The 16,766-nt window shown below is 59.4% G+C and carries 10 protein-coding genes and 1 tRNA gene; all 11 read right to left on the bottom strand.

Annotation, left to right across the window (positions count from 1 at the left end; all coding sequences use genetic code 11):
* Positions 1 to 42 precede the first annotated feature (42 nt).
* A complete protein-coding gene (locus ACWI8T_RS03480; protein ID WP_449137950.1) occupies positions 43 to 777 on the bottom strand; it encodes a very short patch repair endonuclease in 735 nt (244 codons plus the stop codon).
* The gene (locus ACWI8T_RS03475) at positions 777 to 4,571 is read right to left on the bottom strand and encodes a UvrD-helicase domain-containing protein (protein WP_449137949.1); all 3,795 of its coding nucleotides are present in this window, start codon (positions 4,569 to 4,571) and stop codon (positions 777 to 779) included. The genes ACWI8T_RS03480 and ACWI8T_RS03475 overlap by 1 nt, the downstream gene beginning before the upstream one ends.
* Positions 4,572 to 4,575: 4 nt before the next feature.
* Positions 4,576 to 7,248 (bottom strand): PD-(D/E)XK nuclease family protein, encoded by a 2,673-nt coding sequence (locus tag ACWI8T_RS03470; protein ID WP_449137948.1) that lies wholly within the window; start codon positions 7,246 to 7,248, stop codon positions 4,576 to 4,578.
* A 62-nt stretch (positions 7,249 to 7,310) separates the two neighbouring features.
* Positions 7,311 to 7,385 (bottom strand) — tRNA-Glu (locus ACWI8T_RS03465).
* Positions 7,386 to 7,509: 124 nt separating this feature from the next.
* Positions 7,510 to 7,998, bottom strand: a complete 489-nt coding sequence (ybaK, locus tag ACWI8T_RS03460) for a Cys-tRNA(Pro) deacylase (protein ID WP_287538763.1) — start codon at positions 7,996 to 7,998, stop codon at positions 7,510 to 7,512.
* A gap of 454 nt (positions 7,999 to 8,452) precedes the next feature.
* The gene (gene rplL, locus ACWI8T_RS03455; protein ID WP_123220184.1) at positions 8,453 to 8,827 is read right to left on the bottom strand and encodes a 50S ribosomal protein L7/L12; all 375 of its coding nucleotides are present in this window, start codon (positions 8,825 to 8,827) and stop codon (positions 8,453 to 8,455) included.
* Between the two features lie 88 nt (positions 8,828 to 8,915).
* Positions 8,916 to 9,434: a 50S ribosomal protein L10 gene (rplJ, locus tag ACWI8T_RS03450; RefSeq protein ID WP_114616312.1), complete on the bottom strand. Its 519-nt coding sequence runs from the start codon at positions 9,432 to 9,434 to the stop codon at positions 8,916 to 8,918.
* Positions 9,435 to 9,759: 325 nt separating this feature from the next.
* Positions 9,760 to 11,727 carry a Tat pathway signal sequence gene (locus tag ACWI8T_RS03445; protein ID WP_449137947.1) on the bottom strand — a complete coding sequence of 656 codons (1,968 nt, stop codon included), beginning with the start codon at positions 11,725 to 11,727 and terminating at the stop codon, positions 9,760 to 9,762.
* 154 nt (positions 11,728 to 11,881) lie between these two features.
* Positions 11,882 to 14,530: an aconitate hydratase AcnA gene (gene acnA, locus ACWI8T_RS03440; RefSeq protein WP_449137946.1), complete on the bottom strand. Its 2,649-nt coding sequence runs from the start codon at positions 14,528 to 14,530 to the stop codon at positions 11,882 to 11,884.
* Between the two features lie 102 nt (positions 14,531 to 14,632).
* A complete protein-coding gene (locus tag ACWI8T_RS03435; RefSeq protein ID WP_449137945.1) occupies positions 14,633 to 15,721 on the bottom strand; it encodes an isocitrate/isopropylmalate dehydrogenase family protein in 1,089 nt (362 codons plus the stop codon).
* 220 nt (positions 15,722 to 15,941) lie between these two features.
* The gene (locus tag ACWI8T_RS03430; RefSeq protein WP_449137944.1) at positions 15,942 to 16,550 is read right to left on the bottom strand and encodes a hypothetical protein; all 609 of its coding nucleotides are present in this window, start codon (positions 16,548 to 16,550) and stop codon (positions 15,942 to 15,944) included.
* Between the last annotated feature and the right edge of the window lie 216 nt (positions 16,551 to 16,766).

Raw genomic sequence — 16,766 nt, 5'->3', positions numbered from 1 at the left:
GGCGAAAACGTATGCCCAGCCCGCCGGGCATTTCGAGGATAATTACTTATCCAATTCCTCGCGAATAACGGGAATGAGCGACTCGAACGTCGCATCGATGGTCTTCTTTTTCAATTCGCACTCCCAAATCACGTGCACGCGCCACCCCTGTTCTTGCAGCAAAGCGAGGTTTCGCTGGTCGCGCTCCACGTTGCGTTGGAATTTCGGCACCCAGTATTCGGGATTCTTTTTCGGCGCGGGAGGGTTGCACTTTGGGCACCGGTGCCAGAAGCAGCCATTGATGAGCAAGCATACCTTCTTGCCTGGCCACGCCACATCGGGGCGACCGGGGGCTTTCCATTGCAAACGATAGCCACCAAGCCCCGCCTCGCGCAAACGTTCACGCACAAGCAGCTCGGGCTTGGTATCTTTGCTTTTGTTGCCTTGCATGCTCGCGTGGGTGGCGGCGCTCACGTACGGGCGTTTTTCTGGAAGCGCCGCAAGTACGCAGCGCGCCTCGCGGCAACTCTCGCGCGTAAGCGAGCGGTTGTCGCGCGCCACCGACACGTACCACAAGCCCTCGCGGCTCGCCTTCTTTACGCGATGCGCACCCACGGAAAGGCCCGCGGCGATGCGTTTCGCCTGAGCCCTCGTGCGCGGCGCGCTCGCACAGGCGCCGAACCGGCGTGCGCGCTGGCCCACGACCTGCGACGACGCGTTCAACGAAGCGCTCTTTCTGGCGCGCGAGACAGACTGTTTGCCACATGCAGCCGCTGTCTTTTTGTTGTCGTCGGCCATTAGTTGCCTTCCCGCAATGCAGCCCACGCGCTTTGAATGCCCTGGAGCAGCTGCGGCATGTCGCTTCGCTCGTACAGGTAATGCACCGTTTGAGGCGAGCCGTCTTCTGCGGGCGCTTCCACACGCACGAACGTCGCCTGCACGCGGCTAAAACCGCGCTCGAGCGCGGCGTAAGCATAGCATTCCGCCTGAAGACGATGCTTTTCGATCAAATCGTCTGCATGCTCCTTGGGCGATCCACCCGTTTTGTAGTCCACGATATACGCGTCGCCCGCGCCCATCTCGTCGCACGCGAACAGGTCCATGGAGCCTTCCAGATAAGCGCATTCCCCGCCTGGCTCGGCAACGGGGAACGCCACGAAGAACGGCAGCTCGGCGCGCAACACACGATGGCTCGCCATGTTCGCAGCAACGCTGCTTTCGCACCAGCGCTCGAGTGCGCGCTGCACGCGGTCGACGGTGGCAGGGGCACACCCCATACGGCGCACAGCAGCATCAATCGCCTCGCGCGAAGGCATCTCGATCGCAGCGGGACGGTCTTCTTCACTTCTCGCGACCGCACGTCGAGCCGCGCGCTGGGCAAGCACGTGGAATGCTGACCCCACGTCGGTCGCCTTGTCGGCGTCGGCGAGCAAACGCGCGCCGAGCTCTTCCCAAAACGCATCGTCGTCGCTTATCTCGGCCACAGTCTCGCCCGCCGTCGCATCGCCGGCGCTCGCAGCATGGGTCGAATTTGCTTGCGCAAGGGCGGAATAGCTCGTCACATTATCGCGGGCGGGCCTATACGCAACCTCATCGAGTTCGGGAGCAATCATGGGCTCGAACACGTCAACGAGCGCGCGCGAAACGCATGCGTCGTGAGCCGTGCTGGCCATGTGGTCGCACGAAGCATCGTCCGCCTCGCGAATCTCCATGCTATTCGAATCGGAAGCGCACGTGATACCCGGCTGGGCCGAGCAATCGCCCACGCAGCCAGGCCCATCCGCGCCTGCGCCCGAAGCCCCGCACGCCACGTCGCCGCGGGGAGTTTCCGCACCGCCTTCGACCTGCGGCGCGTCGAATTCGCCTTCATGCACGTCGTAGCGCGAAACGCGGGCAGGCGCACTTCCTCCGAACGGCACTGCGCATTCCTTTTCGGGGATATCACCTTCCTCGCCAAACAGCGCGTGCGCGATATCGCCATACACGCCCGACGAAGCGCCCGAGCCGCCTTCCTTATCGCGCTTGGTCGTCATGGCAACCACCAGGGCTTCCTTCGCACGAGTAAGGGCGACGTACAACAAGCGGCGGCGTTCCTGCAGCTCCTGCGTGCTTTCGTATTCAGCCATAGCCTCACGGCGCAAAGCGGCGCTCGACGCATTGGCCACAAACGAGGCATCGACTTCGCCTTCGTAATCGAGCAACGCCGCATAATCTTTCGATGCGCACTTCTTCAGAAGCGACGTCGAAGCCGCCGAAGCAACCGAACGCTGCGGCGCAAGCGACACATAGGCGACGCCATCGATGGTCTGCAGCGTGAATGCGCTCGAGCGTCCCGCGCCCGTCGCCATTTCGGCCACGGCCACAATGGGAAATTCCAGGCCCTTGCTCGCATGCACCGTCATAATGCGCACGAAATCGCCGCCCTCGGCCGAAAGCGCGCCTGGAGCTTCCTTGGCTCGCTCGATATGCGCCGCCAAACGCGCCGCGCAATCGGCGGGACCGCGTGCCCCCTGCGCCTCAAAGCCCTCGACCAGGCGAATGGCTTTGAACACGTTGCCGGCGACCGAGAGGCCTTCGGCTTCTTTGCGCTCAAGGCGCGTGAGCCAACCCGAGTCGCGCACGGCATTCATCATAATGCGCGACGTGGGCTGCACGCCCGCTTGTTCGGAGAGCGAATTAATCACGCGCACCGCGCAGGCAAGCTGCGGCGAGACGTTCGGCATATCGCCCTCGGCAAGCTGCCTGAAGCCAATATCGAGGCTACGACGGCGATTGATGGCCGCAGCCTCGTCGAAGCACGTCGACAGCGCGACGAAATCGTCGGCCGAAAGCTCGAACATGTCGCTCGCGAGCAATTCGAAAAGCGATGCCGTCGCCTTGGGATTGGCGATGACCTCGGCCAGTCGCTGCACCACGCGCACCTCGGGCGCACGTGAAAAAATAGAACCGCCCGCAATAACGCATGCGAAACCAGCTTCGCGCAGCGCGGCGGCGTAGGCGTCGGCGTTCGTCATGCGGCCCAGCAGAACCACCATGTCGCCCGCAGCATGGCCCGCTTCGCGCAGCTCGGCGAAGCGTTCCGCAATGCGGCGCGCCTCAAGGGCAACCACGTCAGATTTATCGATTCCACTTGCGCCGGGGTATGTGGTGCACAGCACGTCAACGCGACCGGGACCAGCCAAAAACGGGTGCTTCACCTTCGACTCGATGCGCGACGGGGCAAGCGACATGAACGATTCGCCGAATACCTCGCGCTGCTCAAAAACGCGATCGACGAAGCTCAGAATGTCGGCATGGCTGCGGAAGTTGTCGGGCAGCACGATGGGCATGCTCGGGTCGTTTTCGCGCACGTGCTGCACATGGCGGTCGTACACCGCAACGTCGGCGCCGCGGAAGCGGTAGATGCTTTGCTGGGCATCGCCCACCGTGCACAAACGCTCGCCGCGCGCGCCCGCCATGGTGCGCACCATATCGATTTGCAGCTGGTCGGTGTCTTGGAATTCGTCGACCATAATGAGTTTGAATTTGTCGGAAAACGCCTCGCGAACGTGCTCGTTTTCCTTCAATGCTCGCGCAGCCAAAATGAGCAGGTCATCGTTGTCGAGCGCCGCCATCTCGCGTTTCTTCGAGTTATACGCCGTATAGACCTTGCCGGCCAAACCAACAAGGTCGCTCAACAGCGGCTGCGCGAACGCGAAGCGGGCCTCCTGGCCAAGCTGCGCCGCCTCGCGCTGCATCTTTTTCGCGAGGGCCTTGTATTCTTTCGAGCCGAAATTCGCGGCGGGAAACGGGCACGCGTCGGCAAGCTCCAGAAGCGCTTCGCCCGAAACCTCGCCCGAAGCAAGCAACGCATTGGCCTTCTCGAGGAATTTGTCGGCTTTCTGGAGGAACGCGTCGGCCGATTTCTTCCCGGCGGAAGGTGCCGCGGCGTCGTGCGCGGCCGTCGCAAGTTCGAGCAACTCGCGAGCGATTACGCCAGCAGGGCGCGGCTGCGGCGGAAGGCATACGCATTCCATGCCGCGCGGGCTCGCAATTGCCGCGCGGGCGATTTCGCGAATCATGTCTTCAATGGACGTTTGGGCGAAGCCGCCATGCGAGCGCGCGGGGTATTCCGAAAACAGCGCATCGAGACCGCCCGGCGACCAGAATTCGTTTTGCCCCGCAAGCACTTCTTCCACCGCAGCGTTGAACAAGTCGGCGGCCGTCGCCTCATCGAGCACCGAAAACGCGGGGTCAATGCCCAGCTCTGTGGCATGCATGCGCAAGATGCGCGAGCACATGCCATGGATGGTTGAAATCCACGCGTCGTCGACCTTGAGCGCCTGGGCCGCCATACCTTCGGCAGCAAGCGTCGCCTTCACGCGCGATTTAATTTCTCCAGCGGCCTTATCGGTAAACGTGATGGCTAAAACCTGGTCGATGTCTTCCAAAAACGGAGCGCCATCAGCGCCCGACCCAGGCAGCAAGGCCCATGCGATGCGCTGGGTGAGCGTGAAGGTTTTTCCGCTGCCCGCGCCCGCCGACACCGCCACGGGGGCATCGAGCGTTTTCACGCAACGCAGCTGGCCTTCTTTGAACGTCGAAAAATCCATCGCGCTACCCCCTCCTTTGCGGGCAGGTGATTTCAGGACAGAATGAGCACGCCGAATCGCTCGAAGGCGAGGCCGGCACAACGCCCGCCAAAAGCTGGTCGAGCGCCTTGGCGACCCGTTCCTCGGTCGCGTCGAGCAAATCGCCGAACGCGGGGCCGAGCTCCCCCTTGTACACACAGCGATCGGCCTTCAAACCAGGAACATGCAGCGGTTCTATGCTCTTGTCGAGCGCGCCCGACGCGGCAGGCGTGCGGCCGTAGCGAACATAAATCGCGCCCACCACGTCAAGCCCGAGCAGGCGACGAATCGCCTGTGCATAAATGAGTGCCTGTACCTTGCCGTGACGCATCGCGCCGCCTTGCTTTTCGCCTTCATACAAATCGTATTCGGGCGAAAGCGAGCTTTTGTAATCCACGATAATCGCGCGACCCCGGTCGTCCACGTCGATGCGGTCGATTGTGCCCATGAGCAAATGGCCCGCATACGCAACAGGGCTCGCCGCTGGAATGTCGTACTCAAAATGCGCGGGGTGAAAGCCCGGCAGAAGCTGCGCCTCGGTTTCGAGGAAATCGACGAGCTTGCGCTTGAGGTCGGCGACTTCGCGGCGCTCGAACTCGGTTGTGGCAACAAGACGGTTGCTCATCGGCTTCATGCCATACTGCGCGGCTTCATGGTCTTCGAGCACGCTTCGCATAAGCTCACGCGCGGCAGGCAGCGCGCCCTCTTCAACCTTCGGCCCAACGCTTTCCTGAAAACGCCTGTAGAAATCTTCGAGCACGCTATGGGAGAAGTCGCCCATCTCTTTCGCGCCGAACGTCTCGTCGAGCTCGTCGAGACGAAGGCGGCGCAGCGCGAACCACTTCTGGGGGCATTCCAAATAGCTTTCGATTTGCGATGCGGAAAAGCACGGCTCGCTCACCACAACGCCGCCCTTCCCGCGGCGCGGCAGCACGAGCGCGCTTCGATACGGCTCCGACACGCGGCCCATATTCGGCGCCTCAACGCGCGCGCATACCTCCTGGCGCGCGTCGCGCACGCTCGCGTTTTCATAGAGTGCTTCTTCGCCACGCTGCAGCATGCCCACCTGGAGCGCTTCGGGCAGCGAGAACGGGTTATCGATATCGTCGGTGTTGGTGGTGTCGGCTCGATAGCAATCAACGAATTCCTGCACCACGGCAGCGGGATAGGTGGGCGCGGCGTTTTCGTCGTTCAAGCAGCGCTCGATGAGCACGCTTGCGCCAGCCGCACGCACGCAGCCCGAGAACGCCTCGCGGGCGCGAAGGAGCGCCTCGGGGCCTCGGCCGATTCCAAGCGCGTCAAGTATCTCGACCGCTATATCGTGCGTTTCCTTCAACGGATAGGCGACGCTTGTCATGTCGGTGAGCACCACATGATCGAACGAACGCGGCTCGCACGCAGCAAGCTGCGCCTGCGACATAATCACAACGCGCGGGCCGCCCTCTTCGGCTTGACGCGAAACGTTGACGCTCGCGCATTCGAGCGCCGCCACGCACGCGCTTTGCTCGGCGTCCATCGCGCAGGCTGCGCCAAATACATCGCGTAGCGTTCCGATTGCCGAGAGCTGTTCTTTGGTATACGCCTCACGGCCCGCGCCAATCGAGCGAGCGGCGTCTTCAAATACGCCGGCAATCGCAACAGCCTCAGGCGATTCGACGAGGTCTTCGAAATACTCAAAAGCGCGGCTTTCTTCGCGAAGCAATGCGAGGCATGCCTCTTTATCAATAAGACGATTGCCGCGAATGGTAGCCGCGAAGTCGAACGCCGCACGCTTGCCCATGCGAGAAAACGGGTTCAACGCAAAATCGGCAGCGGCAGCAACATCGACGCAATCGGCGGAGCACAATGTGGCAGCGCACTCAAACGCGCGGCCAAAATCGGTCGCAGCGAATGGGATGCTCGCCCGACATGCCACCAAGATGCCCAAAGAGCGCAGCGCAGGCGCAATAGCCTCATAGAGTGCACGCGGGTTGCGAGAAGCAATGCCCACGGTTTCACCAGCGAGCACATTCGAAATAAACTCGGCGAGCAACGCGGGTTCGGCATATCGCCCCGAGGGAAACGCGAATCGAACCGCGATGTCTTCCGGGGCTCGCTCGATTTCGCCTGAAAATGCCGACTCCTCGCGCACAGTCGCGTTTTGGCTCACGAGGAATTCCCCAAGCGCACATGCGGGGCGAACGTCCTGCAGAACGACTTCGCATTCAGGCAACAGAACCTGTTCTTCAGAAAGAACGCGCCATGCCCTTCCCTCATCGATGAGGCCCGCGCGCAACAAAATGCCCTCATACGCGCGCACGCAGTTTAAAAGAGCTTCGCAGCCAGCCGGGAGCGCCTCAGCGGAAGCCGCCCCGGAAAGCGCGGCATCGAGTTCGACGGTGCCCAACCCGCCGTCAATCAAGCGCATTGCAAGGCGCCAGGTGCCCTGTGACGCCCACAATGCGTCGCCCTGCGCCTCCAAGGCGGAAAAGAGCGCAACGCTTCTCTCGGAACGCGCAGCAATGCGGCGAGAGTCGCCGTAGGCTTCCCACAGCTCACCAAGCCAGGCGCGCGGCGTGGAATACGTTGTCGCGAATACTTCGGGATCGCAGGCGCGCGCCATACGTTTTCGGGCGGCAAGCGTGGCATCCATACTCGAGAACAGCACGATTTTTTCCATGGGATCCCTCCGCGCCTCGATACGAAAAAAGCCGCCCTGAACAGGCGGCTTTCAAATTTCGGTGGTGCCCCCAACGAGAATCGAACTCGTGTCTCAGCCTTGAAAGGGCCGCGTCCTAACCTCTAGACTATGGGGACGTGCTTTCCACTTCGTTTGCGGCAGCTCTGATATTATTACAAACTCCGGCGGCTCATGCAAGAACTTTTTTTAAAAAAATTTCCGAAGCCGTGCGGAACATGGCGATTGAGGCAACCCGAGGCGTTAAGCCGTAATGTCAGCAGTCTGAACATCCACAAGTTTCTGCAGGTCAGCAAGCGATGAACAGATCTGGCACCCACGACGGCCGCCTGAATACATAATGGTATCGAATAGGATTGCGGTCTCATCGATGAACGTGGGGAATACCTTTTTCATGCCAAGCGGGCTGCATCCGCCATGAATATATCCCGTCAAAGGAAGAAGCTCGCGCGACTTGATCATCGCAATGCTCTTCTCCCCCGCCGCCGAGGCAGCCTTTTTAAGGTTCAGCTCCCCCTCGACAGGAACCATGAACACATAATGCTCGCCGCTCTTGCCAACGGTCACGAGCGTTTTGAACACCTGATCGGGATCCTGACCCAGAGCCGCAGCAACTTCCGCGCCCGAAACCGCAGCTTCGGCGTCGTAAAACAAAACTTCGTGCGGCAACCCCGCCGCATCGAACATGCGCATGGCGTTGGTCTTATCCTGAGCCTTATCGTGCTTCGACATCGAGTCTCCTCTTGAAGCGTTTTCGCACTCGTCGCTTTCTGCTCGGAATGCAGCTCCGCTTCGGTCGAGTCCTGACTCGCGCGAACAGCACATTAAGTGCTGTTCGGCTCGTGCGGAATCTATCGGATCTGCATTCCGAGCTGAAAGCGAAGAATCCAATTTACGCTGTACCTCTTTTTATAGGGTCTTTCGATATACGATTTCGGCAAATTCCACACGGTCAAAATCGCATGCCGAGAAACCTTACAAAAAAGAGCCGGGACGAATCCCGGCTCTTGGTGCCTAACCTCGCTGGACATATATATGTCAGCGAGCGGGTCTCTCGCGAGTGCGATTCGGGCGATGCCGAGGCGACGCGTACTTTTGGTACGCGAGCCGAAAGCAGAACCCGAAGCGTGCCGCGAGAGGCCCGCGCAGCGTCGGCATAATACGCGGTTCGTAGAACCGCGTAAAACTACTTCAGGGTAACAGCAGCGCCAGCACCCTCGAGCTGAGCCTTGACTTCCTCAGCCTTGTCCTTGGCAACGCCCTCGACGACAGCCTTGGGAGCACCCTCGACGACCTCCTTGGCCTCTTTCAGGCCAAGACCGGTGATCTCGCGGACAACCTTGATGACAGCGATCTTGTTGTCGCCAAAGCCCTCGAGGATAACGTCGAACTCAGTCTTCTCCTCAGCAGCAGCGCCGCCCTCAGCAGGAGCAGCAGCAACAGCGACGGGAGCAGCAGCGGAAACGCCGAAGGTCTCCTCGATGTCCTTAACGAGCTCGGAAGCCTCGAGCAGGGTCATTTCTTTCAGAGCCTCGATGATCTCTTCACGAGTAACAGCCATGATAGCTTTCCTTTCAAAGGGGCCATGCGCCCTTGCGCCTGGCCGGATTGTTGAATGTTATGCAGCGCGTTTTACGCTGCGGTTGCAATTAAGCAGCCTTCTGGTCGGCGACGGCCTTGGTGACCTGGGCCAGACCCTGGGGCACGCCATTGACGCAAACGGCAAGAGCCTTGGCAACACCGTTGATAGCGGCAGCGATGTGGGCGAGCAGTTCCTCGCGAGAGGGCAGAGAAGCGATAGCCTCGACCTCGGCGGCGGTAACGGCCTTGCCTTCCATCAAGCCACCCTTGATCTCCAGCTTGTCGTTGCCCTTAGCGAAGTTCTTGACGGCCTTCGCAGCAGCAGCAACGTCTTCACCAGCGAACACGAATGCGCTCGGGCCGTTGAGCATGTCGTCGAGCGTAGGCAGCTCGGCATCCTCGAGGGCGATGTGCACGAGGGTGTTCTTATACACCTTCATGGAAGCACCAGCCTCGCGAACGGAACGACGAAGCTCCTGAACCTCCTTAACGGTCAGGCCGCAGTAATCGACGACCCAGACAGCGCCGGCGTTGCTGAGCTCCTCTTTGATAACGGCGAGAGTCTCTTGATTTTTGACGTTGGGCATGAGTACACCTCCTTCTTCTGAAAATCGGGTTCCGCCCCGTGGAGTGGAGCCGTTTCAGAAGAAACAAAAACGGCCCCCGCGTCTCAAAACAGCAGGGGCCGTCAAAGCAAATCGCTCTTCAGAACCACCTCGGCGGGCCGCATGCGAACATGCGATTGAACCTTTCGGTGCCAGCTGTCTTGGGCAGCGGAACTAACGTGTCGTTGCGCATCTCTTAAACACGCAAAACGATATTCTACTAAACGAAAATGGCCCGTCAAGGATTAATTTCCTTAACGGGCCATCTTCAAAATTGCTTCACGAAATCGAGAAGCGTCCAATCGAGCTAGGCGGCTTTCTGCTCGGCAGATGTATCGCTGCTCACGGAAGAAGCGGCATCATCTTTTGCCGCACCGTCGCTTGCCTTGGCTTCATCGCTCGCCTTGGCGGTGTCGGCCGAAGAGGCGCCAGCGGCATCGGCCGAGTTCGCCTTCGCGCTCTTCGCGGCTTCGATGGACTGCGCCGAGCACGTGGGGTCGCCCTCGACATACTTGAAGGTAACCGTATCGCCCTGCGCGTACTGAACGATTTCAATCATGCCGGGCAGCGCGAAGTCGTAAATCTTGCTGTCGCCCTCGAGCGTCACGTAGAAGTGCGAATTGCCCTCAATCACCGCCGTGGCAATCGTCTTAATGACGCCCGTCGCCTCAAGTGCCGAATCGCTTACCGACGACGTATTCGCCGCCGTTCCGTTTGCCGCAATGAGCGACAGGTACGACTTCTGCGTATCGGCCACCGTGTCGCCAACCGCAACGTTCTGGTAGCTCTGGATGTCTACCATAGCGTACTTCTTCACCAGGCCCGCGTTGTCCTTCAACGCCATGAAGTACGTCGGCGTGTTGTTCACATTAATAAGAATGGGGAATGTCGCCTCGTAACGCAAGTTCTGCACCTGGCCCTCGGCCGACTGCATGGCCGAGCTTTCCGTAGCGCCCGCGCACGAATAGAAGTGCGCCTCAGCGGTGCGCTGGTTCACCAGCACGAAACCGACAATCGATTCGTCGCCCGTGGCAGACGTAACGCCCGTGTACAACCACACGTCATCATCTTTGGCGATGTAGTTATAGCCCGCGCTGCCATCGGTGCCCGGAGTGGTTTGCACAACGCCGTTCTGGCCAAGCCAGCTGTTCAGCCAGCCATTGGTGTACTTGCCATGCCAGTTGTACTGCTGAATGATGAGGTTCGCGGGGTACACATGGTCAACCCACTGGGGCACATCTTCAACCGCCATATCTTGGCACTCGCCCGTCGCCGCGTTCACGAGCACGGCACGCGACACGGTCTCGCCGCCGAACAGGCCAATCGTGAAGTCGCGCACCGGGCAAATCCACCATGCGTTGCCGTCGTCGTCGATCTCGAACGATTTCTCGCCGAACATATAGAAGGGATACTTGAGCTGCACATAGCGGTCGATGTTGCGCGCCAAAGGCTCGCTTTCGGAATACCTGATCGCATGCTCGCTATCGAGGCGCACAACCTGGGCATCCTGCGAAGTCATGTCGACAATGACATATGCGGGAATGCCCTGCTCGCGGTTCTGCAGCCACTTGAACAGGTCGGCGTAGCCAAGCGGGCTCACGCGCACCGGATGGTTTTGGTAGTTGATCTGGCTATAGGTAGGCGCAATCTCGAACTGGCTTACCAGGTCGGACATGCTGCCCATGGTTCGGTTGCCCAAAAGCATGGCAGAATCGCGGTCGATAACGGGGATTTCGTCGTAGTTGACCTCTTGAATGTCCTGCGTGAACTCGTCGTCGGCAGGAACCAAAATGTTGGCGTACTTCTGAGCATTGCCCGGGAAGAACGACAGCGACAGCAGCGTGCCTACCGCGACAAGCGCGACGACGGCAACGGGAATCCACGCAAGCGTATCGAACGTTTTCGCCTTCGCCTTAGAGACGCCCACTTTCGCCGATCCATGCTTGTACGCGTGCGCACGGGCGCGGAAGAACAGAAACGACGGCAGCAGAATGAAAATGCCGATGAACATCCACGTGTCCATCGAGTGGATGTTGATGGGCGGATGGAACCACCAATACGCCACAGCGACCACGATAACCGCGATAATGGCGCAGGCGATCATCGCCTTTTTGCCCATGGTCGCGAATTTGTCTTTCATTTTATTGAACTCTTCGTTGGTGTTGAATTCAACCTGCGGTGCGCCCTGCCGCGAGCCGCCGCCTGAAAAACCGCCCCCTACGCCAAACGGGTCGTCGCCGAAAATAGCGGCGAACGGGTTCTGGTTGCCAGCCATGAAATGCCTTTCTCATCGTATTCGGGCCTTCCCTTTTTCGCCCGAAAAATCAACACGCGCCTTTGCATACAAAAAGCGGCCGCACCGAAACCGGCACGGCCGCCTGAATGCAGTCTTGCATGGACGAATCAGGCGCGAAGCCCCACGTCAAGTTCTACGCAAGCTGGCGAAGCACGTATTGCAGAATTCCGCCATGAGCCATGTATGCGCCTTCGGTAGGTGTGTCCACCCTTACTATAGCGTGAAACTTCACCGTTTCGCCGTCCTGTTTTGAAGCTGAAACGTTCACCTCGCGCGGATTGGGCATGCTCGGCTCACCGGTGCCAAAATCGACCGGCTCAATAACAAAGGTTTCCGTGCCATCGAGGCCCAGCGTTTCGGCATTTTCGCCCTCGTGGAACTGCAGCGGCAAAATGCCCATGCCCACCAGGTTCGAACGATGAATGCGCTCGAAGCTTTCGGCAATAACGGCGCGTACGCCCAAAAGCAACGGCGCCTTCGCCGCCCAATCGCGCGACGATCCGCTGCCATACATCTTGCCCGCGAGCACCACCAAAGGCACGCCCGCCGCAGCATAGCTTTGCGACGCATCGAAAATCGACGTGATTTCGCCCGTCTCGAAGTCGCGCGTCCATCCGCCCGACTTGCCTTCCGCTAACAGGTTCTTCAGCTTGATGTTCGCGAAACCGCCGCGCGCCATAACCTCATGGTTGCCGCGACGCGAACCGTAGGTGTTGAACATAACCGGGTCGACCCCGCGCTCGGCCAAATACTTCGCGGCGGGCGAATCGGAAGCGATGCTGCCAGCAGGCGAAATATGGTCGGTCGTAATGAAGTCGCCCAAATTCGCAAGCACGCGCGCGCCAGAAATGGGCGCGAAGCCCTCGACAGCCTTGCCCATGCCGTCGAAATACGGAGCGCGGCGCACATAAGTGGAGCCTTCATCCCACGCAAAAATGTCACCTTCGGGAGCCTCGAGTTCCTGCCATGCCTGCGTGCCGCCATAAAGGCCTTCGGCGCCTGCATCAAACAATTCCGCCGTAACGAATTCGTCCATAAGCGCAGCGATTTCGGCGTCGCTCGGCCAAATGTCGCGCAAGAACACATCGTTGCCGTCGCCGTCGGTGCCAAGCGGCTGAGTCTCGAAATCGAAGTTCATGGTGCCCGCCATAGCGTAGGCGACAACCGATGCCGGCGCGCACAGGAAGTTCTGCGACACGTCAGGCGAAATGCGTCCGTCGAAGTTGCGATTGCCAGAAAGCACGCTCGTCAGCTCGATGTCGCCAGCGATCTCGTGTATCTCGGGCCACACGGGACCAGAATTGCCGATGCAGCTCATGCAGCCGAAACCACATGTTGCGAAGCCGAGCTCAGCAAGGGGCTGAGCCAAGCCGGCGCGCTCGAGCATGAGCTGGGTCGCATGTGAACCCGGAGCCATAACGCGCTTCACCCAGGGCTTGGCAAGCAGGCCGCGCTCGCGGGCATGCTTGGCGACCAGGCCGCATGCGAGCATCATGGCGGGGTCGGTTGCGGTGGTGCAGCTCGTGACGGCTGCAATCGCGATAGCGCCATGGGTCAATTCGTATTCGGTGCCCATGAAATTCACCGCAACGCGCTTGTCCATATCGAGGTTGCGATCGGCGCAAATCGCATTGAAGCGCGAGCGGGCATCGCTGCGGGCAAAGCGGTCATGCGGACGACTCGGACCCGCGAGCGAGCATTCGACATCGCTCAAATTCAGCTCGAGTACCTCGGAGTACACGCGCGATGCGCCATCGTTCCACATGCCCTGGGCTTTCGCATACGCCTCGACGAGCGCAACCTGTTCCTTATCGCGGCCCGTAAGCAGCAGATACTCAAGTGTGCGGTCGTCGACCGGGAACAGCGTGCACGTGCAGCCGTATTCGGGAGTCATGTTCGCGATGCAGGCGCGCTGCGTCGCCGAAAGCGTAGCCACGCCATCGCCGAAGCATTCGACGAACTTGCCTACCACGCCCTTCGCACGCAACATCTGCGCGAACGTGAGCGCGGCGTCCATAGCCGATACGCCATCGCGCAGCTCGCCCGTCAAATGAACGCCCACGACCTGCGGAACGAGCGTCGTGATGGGCTGGCCGAGCGCCGCAGCTTCAGCTTCAATGCCGCCCACGCCCCAAGAAAGCACGCCAATGCCATTTGCCGTGGTGGTATGGGAGTCGGTTCCCACCACCGTGTCAAAGTACGCAAGCTCGCCGGCGTCGGTCGCCTTCGTCATAACGCCGCGCGCAAAACGCTCGACGTTGATCTGGTGGCAAATGCCCGATCCGGGAGGAACGATGCGCACATTCTGAAACGACGACTGGGCCCACTTCAAGAAGCGATAGCGCTCGCCGTTGCGCTTGAATTCCATATCCATGTTCTTCTCAAGAGCATCGGCGCAGCAAGCCGCATCGGCGATCACCGAATGATCAATCACCAAATCGAGCGGAATTTGCGGATTGATACGCGCGGGGTCGGCACCCAAATCGCGTGCGGCTTCACGCATCACGGCCAAGTCAACGAACACCGGCACACCGGTGAAATCTTGCAGCAAAACGCGAGCGGGCATGTATTCAATTTCGCCGCCCTGAACGCCCTGCGTGCCGGCGTCAACAATACGCTTCGCATAAAGCTCGCGCGCGTCGGCATCGTCGACATTGCGCAGCACGTTTTCAAGCAGAATGCGCAACGAATGCGGCAGCGCCTCGGCCCCTTCAACATGCGACGTGTCGCATACCTCGAAATCGTTGTCCCCCACATGCAAGGTTTGCGTCTGAACGCTCATTGGCAACACACCCATTCATCAAACAACTTTGCCGCACATGCGCGGCCCCTTTGAAAACAAATGCGCGAGCCGAAATACGACCCGCGCACCATAAGGACTAACCTACAACGCGGCAATGAGCGCGTCGGTGAATTCCGTGCACGAGCAAGCCGGCTTCGAGCTGCCCGTGACCTTGCGAATGTCGCCCGTCAAATGCTCGCCTTCCGCATATACCTTGGCGATGGCGGCACGAATCTTCTGGGCAATCTCGGGCTCGCCAATGTAGTCAAGCATCATGGCTGCAGAAAGAATTTGCGCCGTGGGGTTGCAGATATTCTTGCCCGCAATGTCGGGCGCACTACCATGAACGGCCTCGAACACAGCGTAGTCGTCGCCGATATTCGCACCCGGAGCAATGCCCAAGCCACCTACCAGGCCGGCGCACAAGTCGCTCGCAATGTCGCCATACAGATTCGGGAACACGATGACGTCGAACTGACTGGGGTCGGTAACCAGATTCATGCAGAACGCATCGATAATGCGGTCGTCGAACGCAATACGTCCTTCGTAATCGGCCGCGATCTTGCGAGCTTCTTTTAAGAACAAACCATCGGAGAACTTCATGATGTTCGCCTTGTGCGCGGCGGTCACCTTTTCGCGGCCATGCTTTTCGGCGTAGTCGAACGCAAAGCGAACAATGCGGTCGGAGCCGGTAATCGAAATCGGTTTAATGGAAATGCCCGAATCGGGACGAATCACGCCCGCGCCCTCAGCAGCACAAAAATCGATGAGGCGCTTCGCTTCGGGCGTGCCTTCTTCGAATTCGATGCCGGCATAGAGGTCTTCAGAATTCTCGCGAACAATAACGAGGTCGACATCTTCGTAGCGCCCGCCCGCGCCGGGAATCGAGAGCACCGGGCGAAGATTCACGTACAAATCGAGCGATTTGCGAAGCGCGACATTCACGCTGCGGAAGCCCGTTCCCACAGGGGTGGTAATAGGGCCTTTGATGGCGACTTTATTGCGCTTCACAGCCTCGATGGTCGATTCCGGCAGTGGAGAGCCGCCAGTCTTTTCCATAACCGCGGCGCCAGCTTCGGCAACTTCCCATTCGATATCGGCGCCAGCCGCCTCAACAACGCGTTGCATAGCGGCAGAAGTTTCGATTCCAATGCCATCACCTGGGATGAGCGTAATAGTATGCTTTGCCACGATGAACACCTTTCCATTATCGCGCGGCCGCAAAAACCTCGGCGGCGCATAATTTACGCTTCACAAGTCTCGCCATCATACCATGCCTTTGTTGCACGTCGATTAATTGCGCCGAGGCGTCGATGAGCGGCACGCGAAACCAGACGGGGCACTTTGGATCGCCTCTCAAGAAAAGGCTCCAAAAACAAACGAGACACCCCGAAGAGTGTCTCGCTGGCATTTATGAAAGGTTCCCAACGATTTGAGCGGCACGCTTCCTCAGCACGCCCCTGCCGCTTTTGGCGTCGAAAGCCATGCGGGATTTCAATTCCTCGGCGACCTCGTCGGCAAGCTTTCCTTCGGAAAACGCGATAACGGCGACGAGCATTTCCTGGAATTCAATATCGCCGTGATAGCACTGAATAGCTTCGTCGATAAGCGGCCAAACCTTCTGACTGCGGTTTTCGGTCGTAGAGCCCAGGCGGCACAGAAATCGCATGGCGGCCAAATGGAGCGGGCCCGAATCTTCATCAAATAGCGCGCTCTCGGCACCAGGGATTGCCTTGTCGCACAGACGAGATTCAACGCCAACGATGTTCGTAAGAATGTCGAGGCATTCCCAACGAGTCTGCGCTTCAGGACGATTAAGCGCATCAACAAACACGTTCGAAAACTCGGTCAATACCTCAGGCTTCATAGAAGCAGCAATCGAAAGCGTCGAAGCAGCTGCTTGCCTCTTGCGACGAGAAGAACCCTCAAGATCGGCAATGAGAGCATTCAGCGCCTCAGGGGTTTCGAGCGCAACTTGAGCGTAAAGGGCACGCTGTTCCTTAATAGAGGAATCGGCCATAGAGATATCAACTCTTTCCTGGTAATGGGATGGGCGCAATAACGCCAGAATGAATACGCTCATATGATACAGCGCAACTCACGTATCCCGAAAAACCACCCAACAAGAAACATAAACCTGTTAAATGCTCGTAGCGTTTAACAGGCTCCAGGGAAGGCGGGCGAGAGCAAGCCGGCCGGCCGCAACGCCCAAAATCAGACACATTATTTGTCCTAT

The organism is Slackia sp., from assembly GCF_977041755.1.
This window is presented reverse-complemented; position numbering and strand designations above follow the sequence as displayed.

What these genes read in the sequence shown, in the direction of transcription:
- ACWI8T_RS03445 (WP_449137947.1), bottom strand. Translation starts at nt 11,727, where the DNA reads ATGGCTGGCAACCAGAACCCGTTCGCCGCTATTTTCGGCGACGACCCG.
- ACWI8T_RS03475 (WP_449137949.1), bottom strand. Translation starts at nt 4,571, where the DNA reads ATGGATTTTTCGACGTTCAAAGAAGGCCAGCTGCGTTGCGTGAAAACG.
- ACWI8T_RS03430 (WP_449137944.1), bottom strand. Translation starts at nt 16,550, where the DNA reads ATGGCCGATTCCTCTATTAAGGAACAGCGTGCCCTTTACGCTCAAGTT.
- ACWI8T_RS03470 (WP_449137948.1), bottom strand. Translation starts at nt 7,248, where the DNA reads ATGGAAAAAATCGTGCTGTTCTCGAGTATGGATGCCACGCTTGCCGCC.
- rplJ (WP_114616312.1), bottom strand. Translation starts at nt 9,434, where the DNA reads ATGCCCAACGTCAAAAATCAAGAGACTCTCGCCGTTATCAAAGAGGAG.
- ACWI8T_RS03480 (WP_449137950.1), bottom strand. Translation starts at nt 777, where the DNA reads ATGGCCGACGACAACAAAAAGACAGCGGCTGCATGTGGCAAACAGTCT.
- ybaK (WP_287538763.1), bottom strand. Translation starts at nt 7,998, where the DNA reads ATGTCGAAGCACGATAAGGCTCAGGATAAGACCAACGCCATGCGCATG.
- rplL (WP_123220184.1), bottom strand. Translation starts at nt 8,827, where the DNA reads ATGGCTGTTACTCGTGAAGAGATCATCGAGGCTCTGAAAGAAATGACC.
- acnA (WP_449137946.1), bottom strand. Translation starts at nt 14,530, where the DNA reads ATGAGCGTTCAGACGCAAACCTTGCATGTGGGGGACAACGATTTCGAG.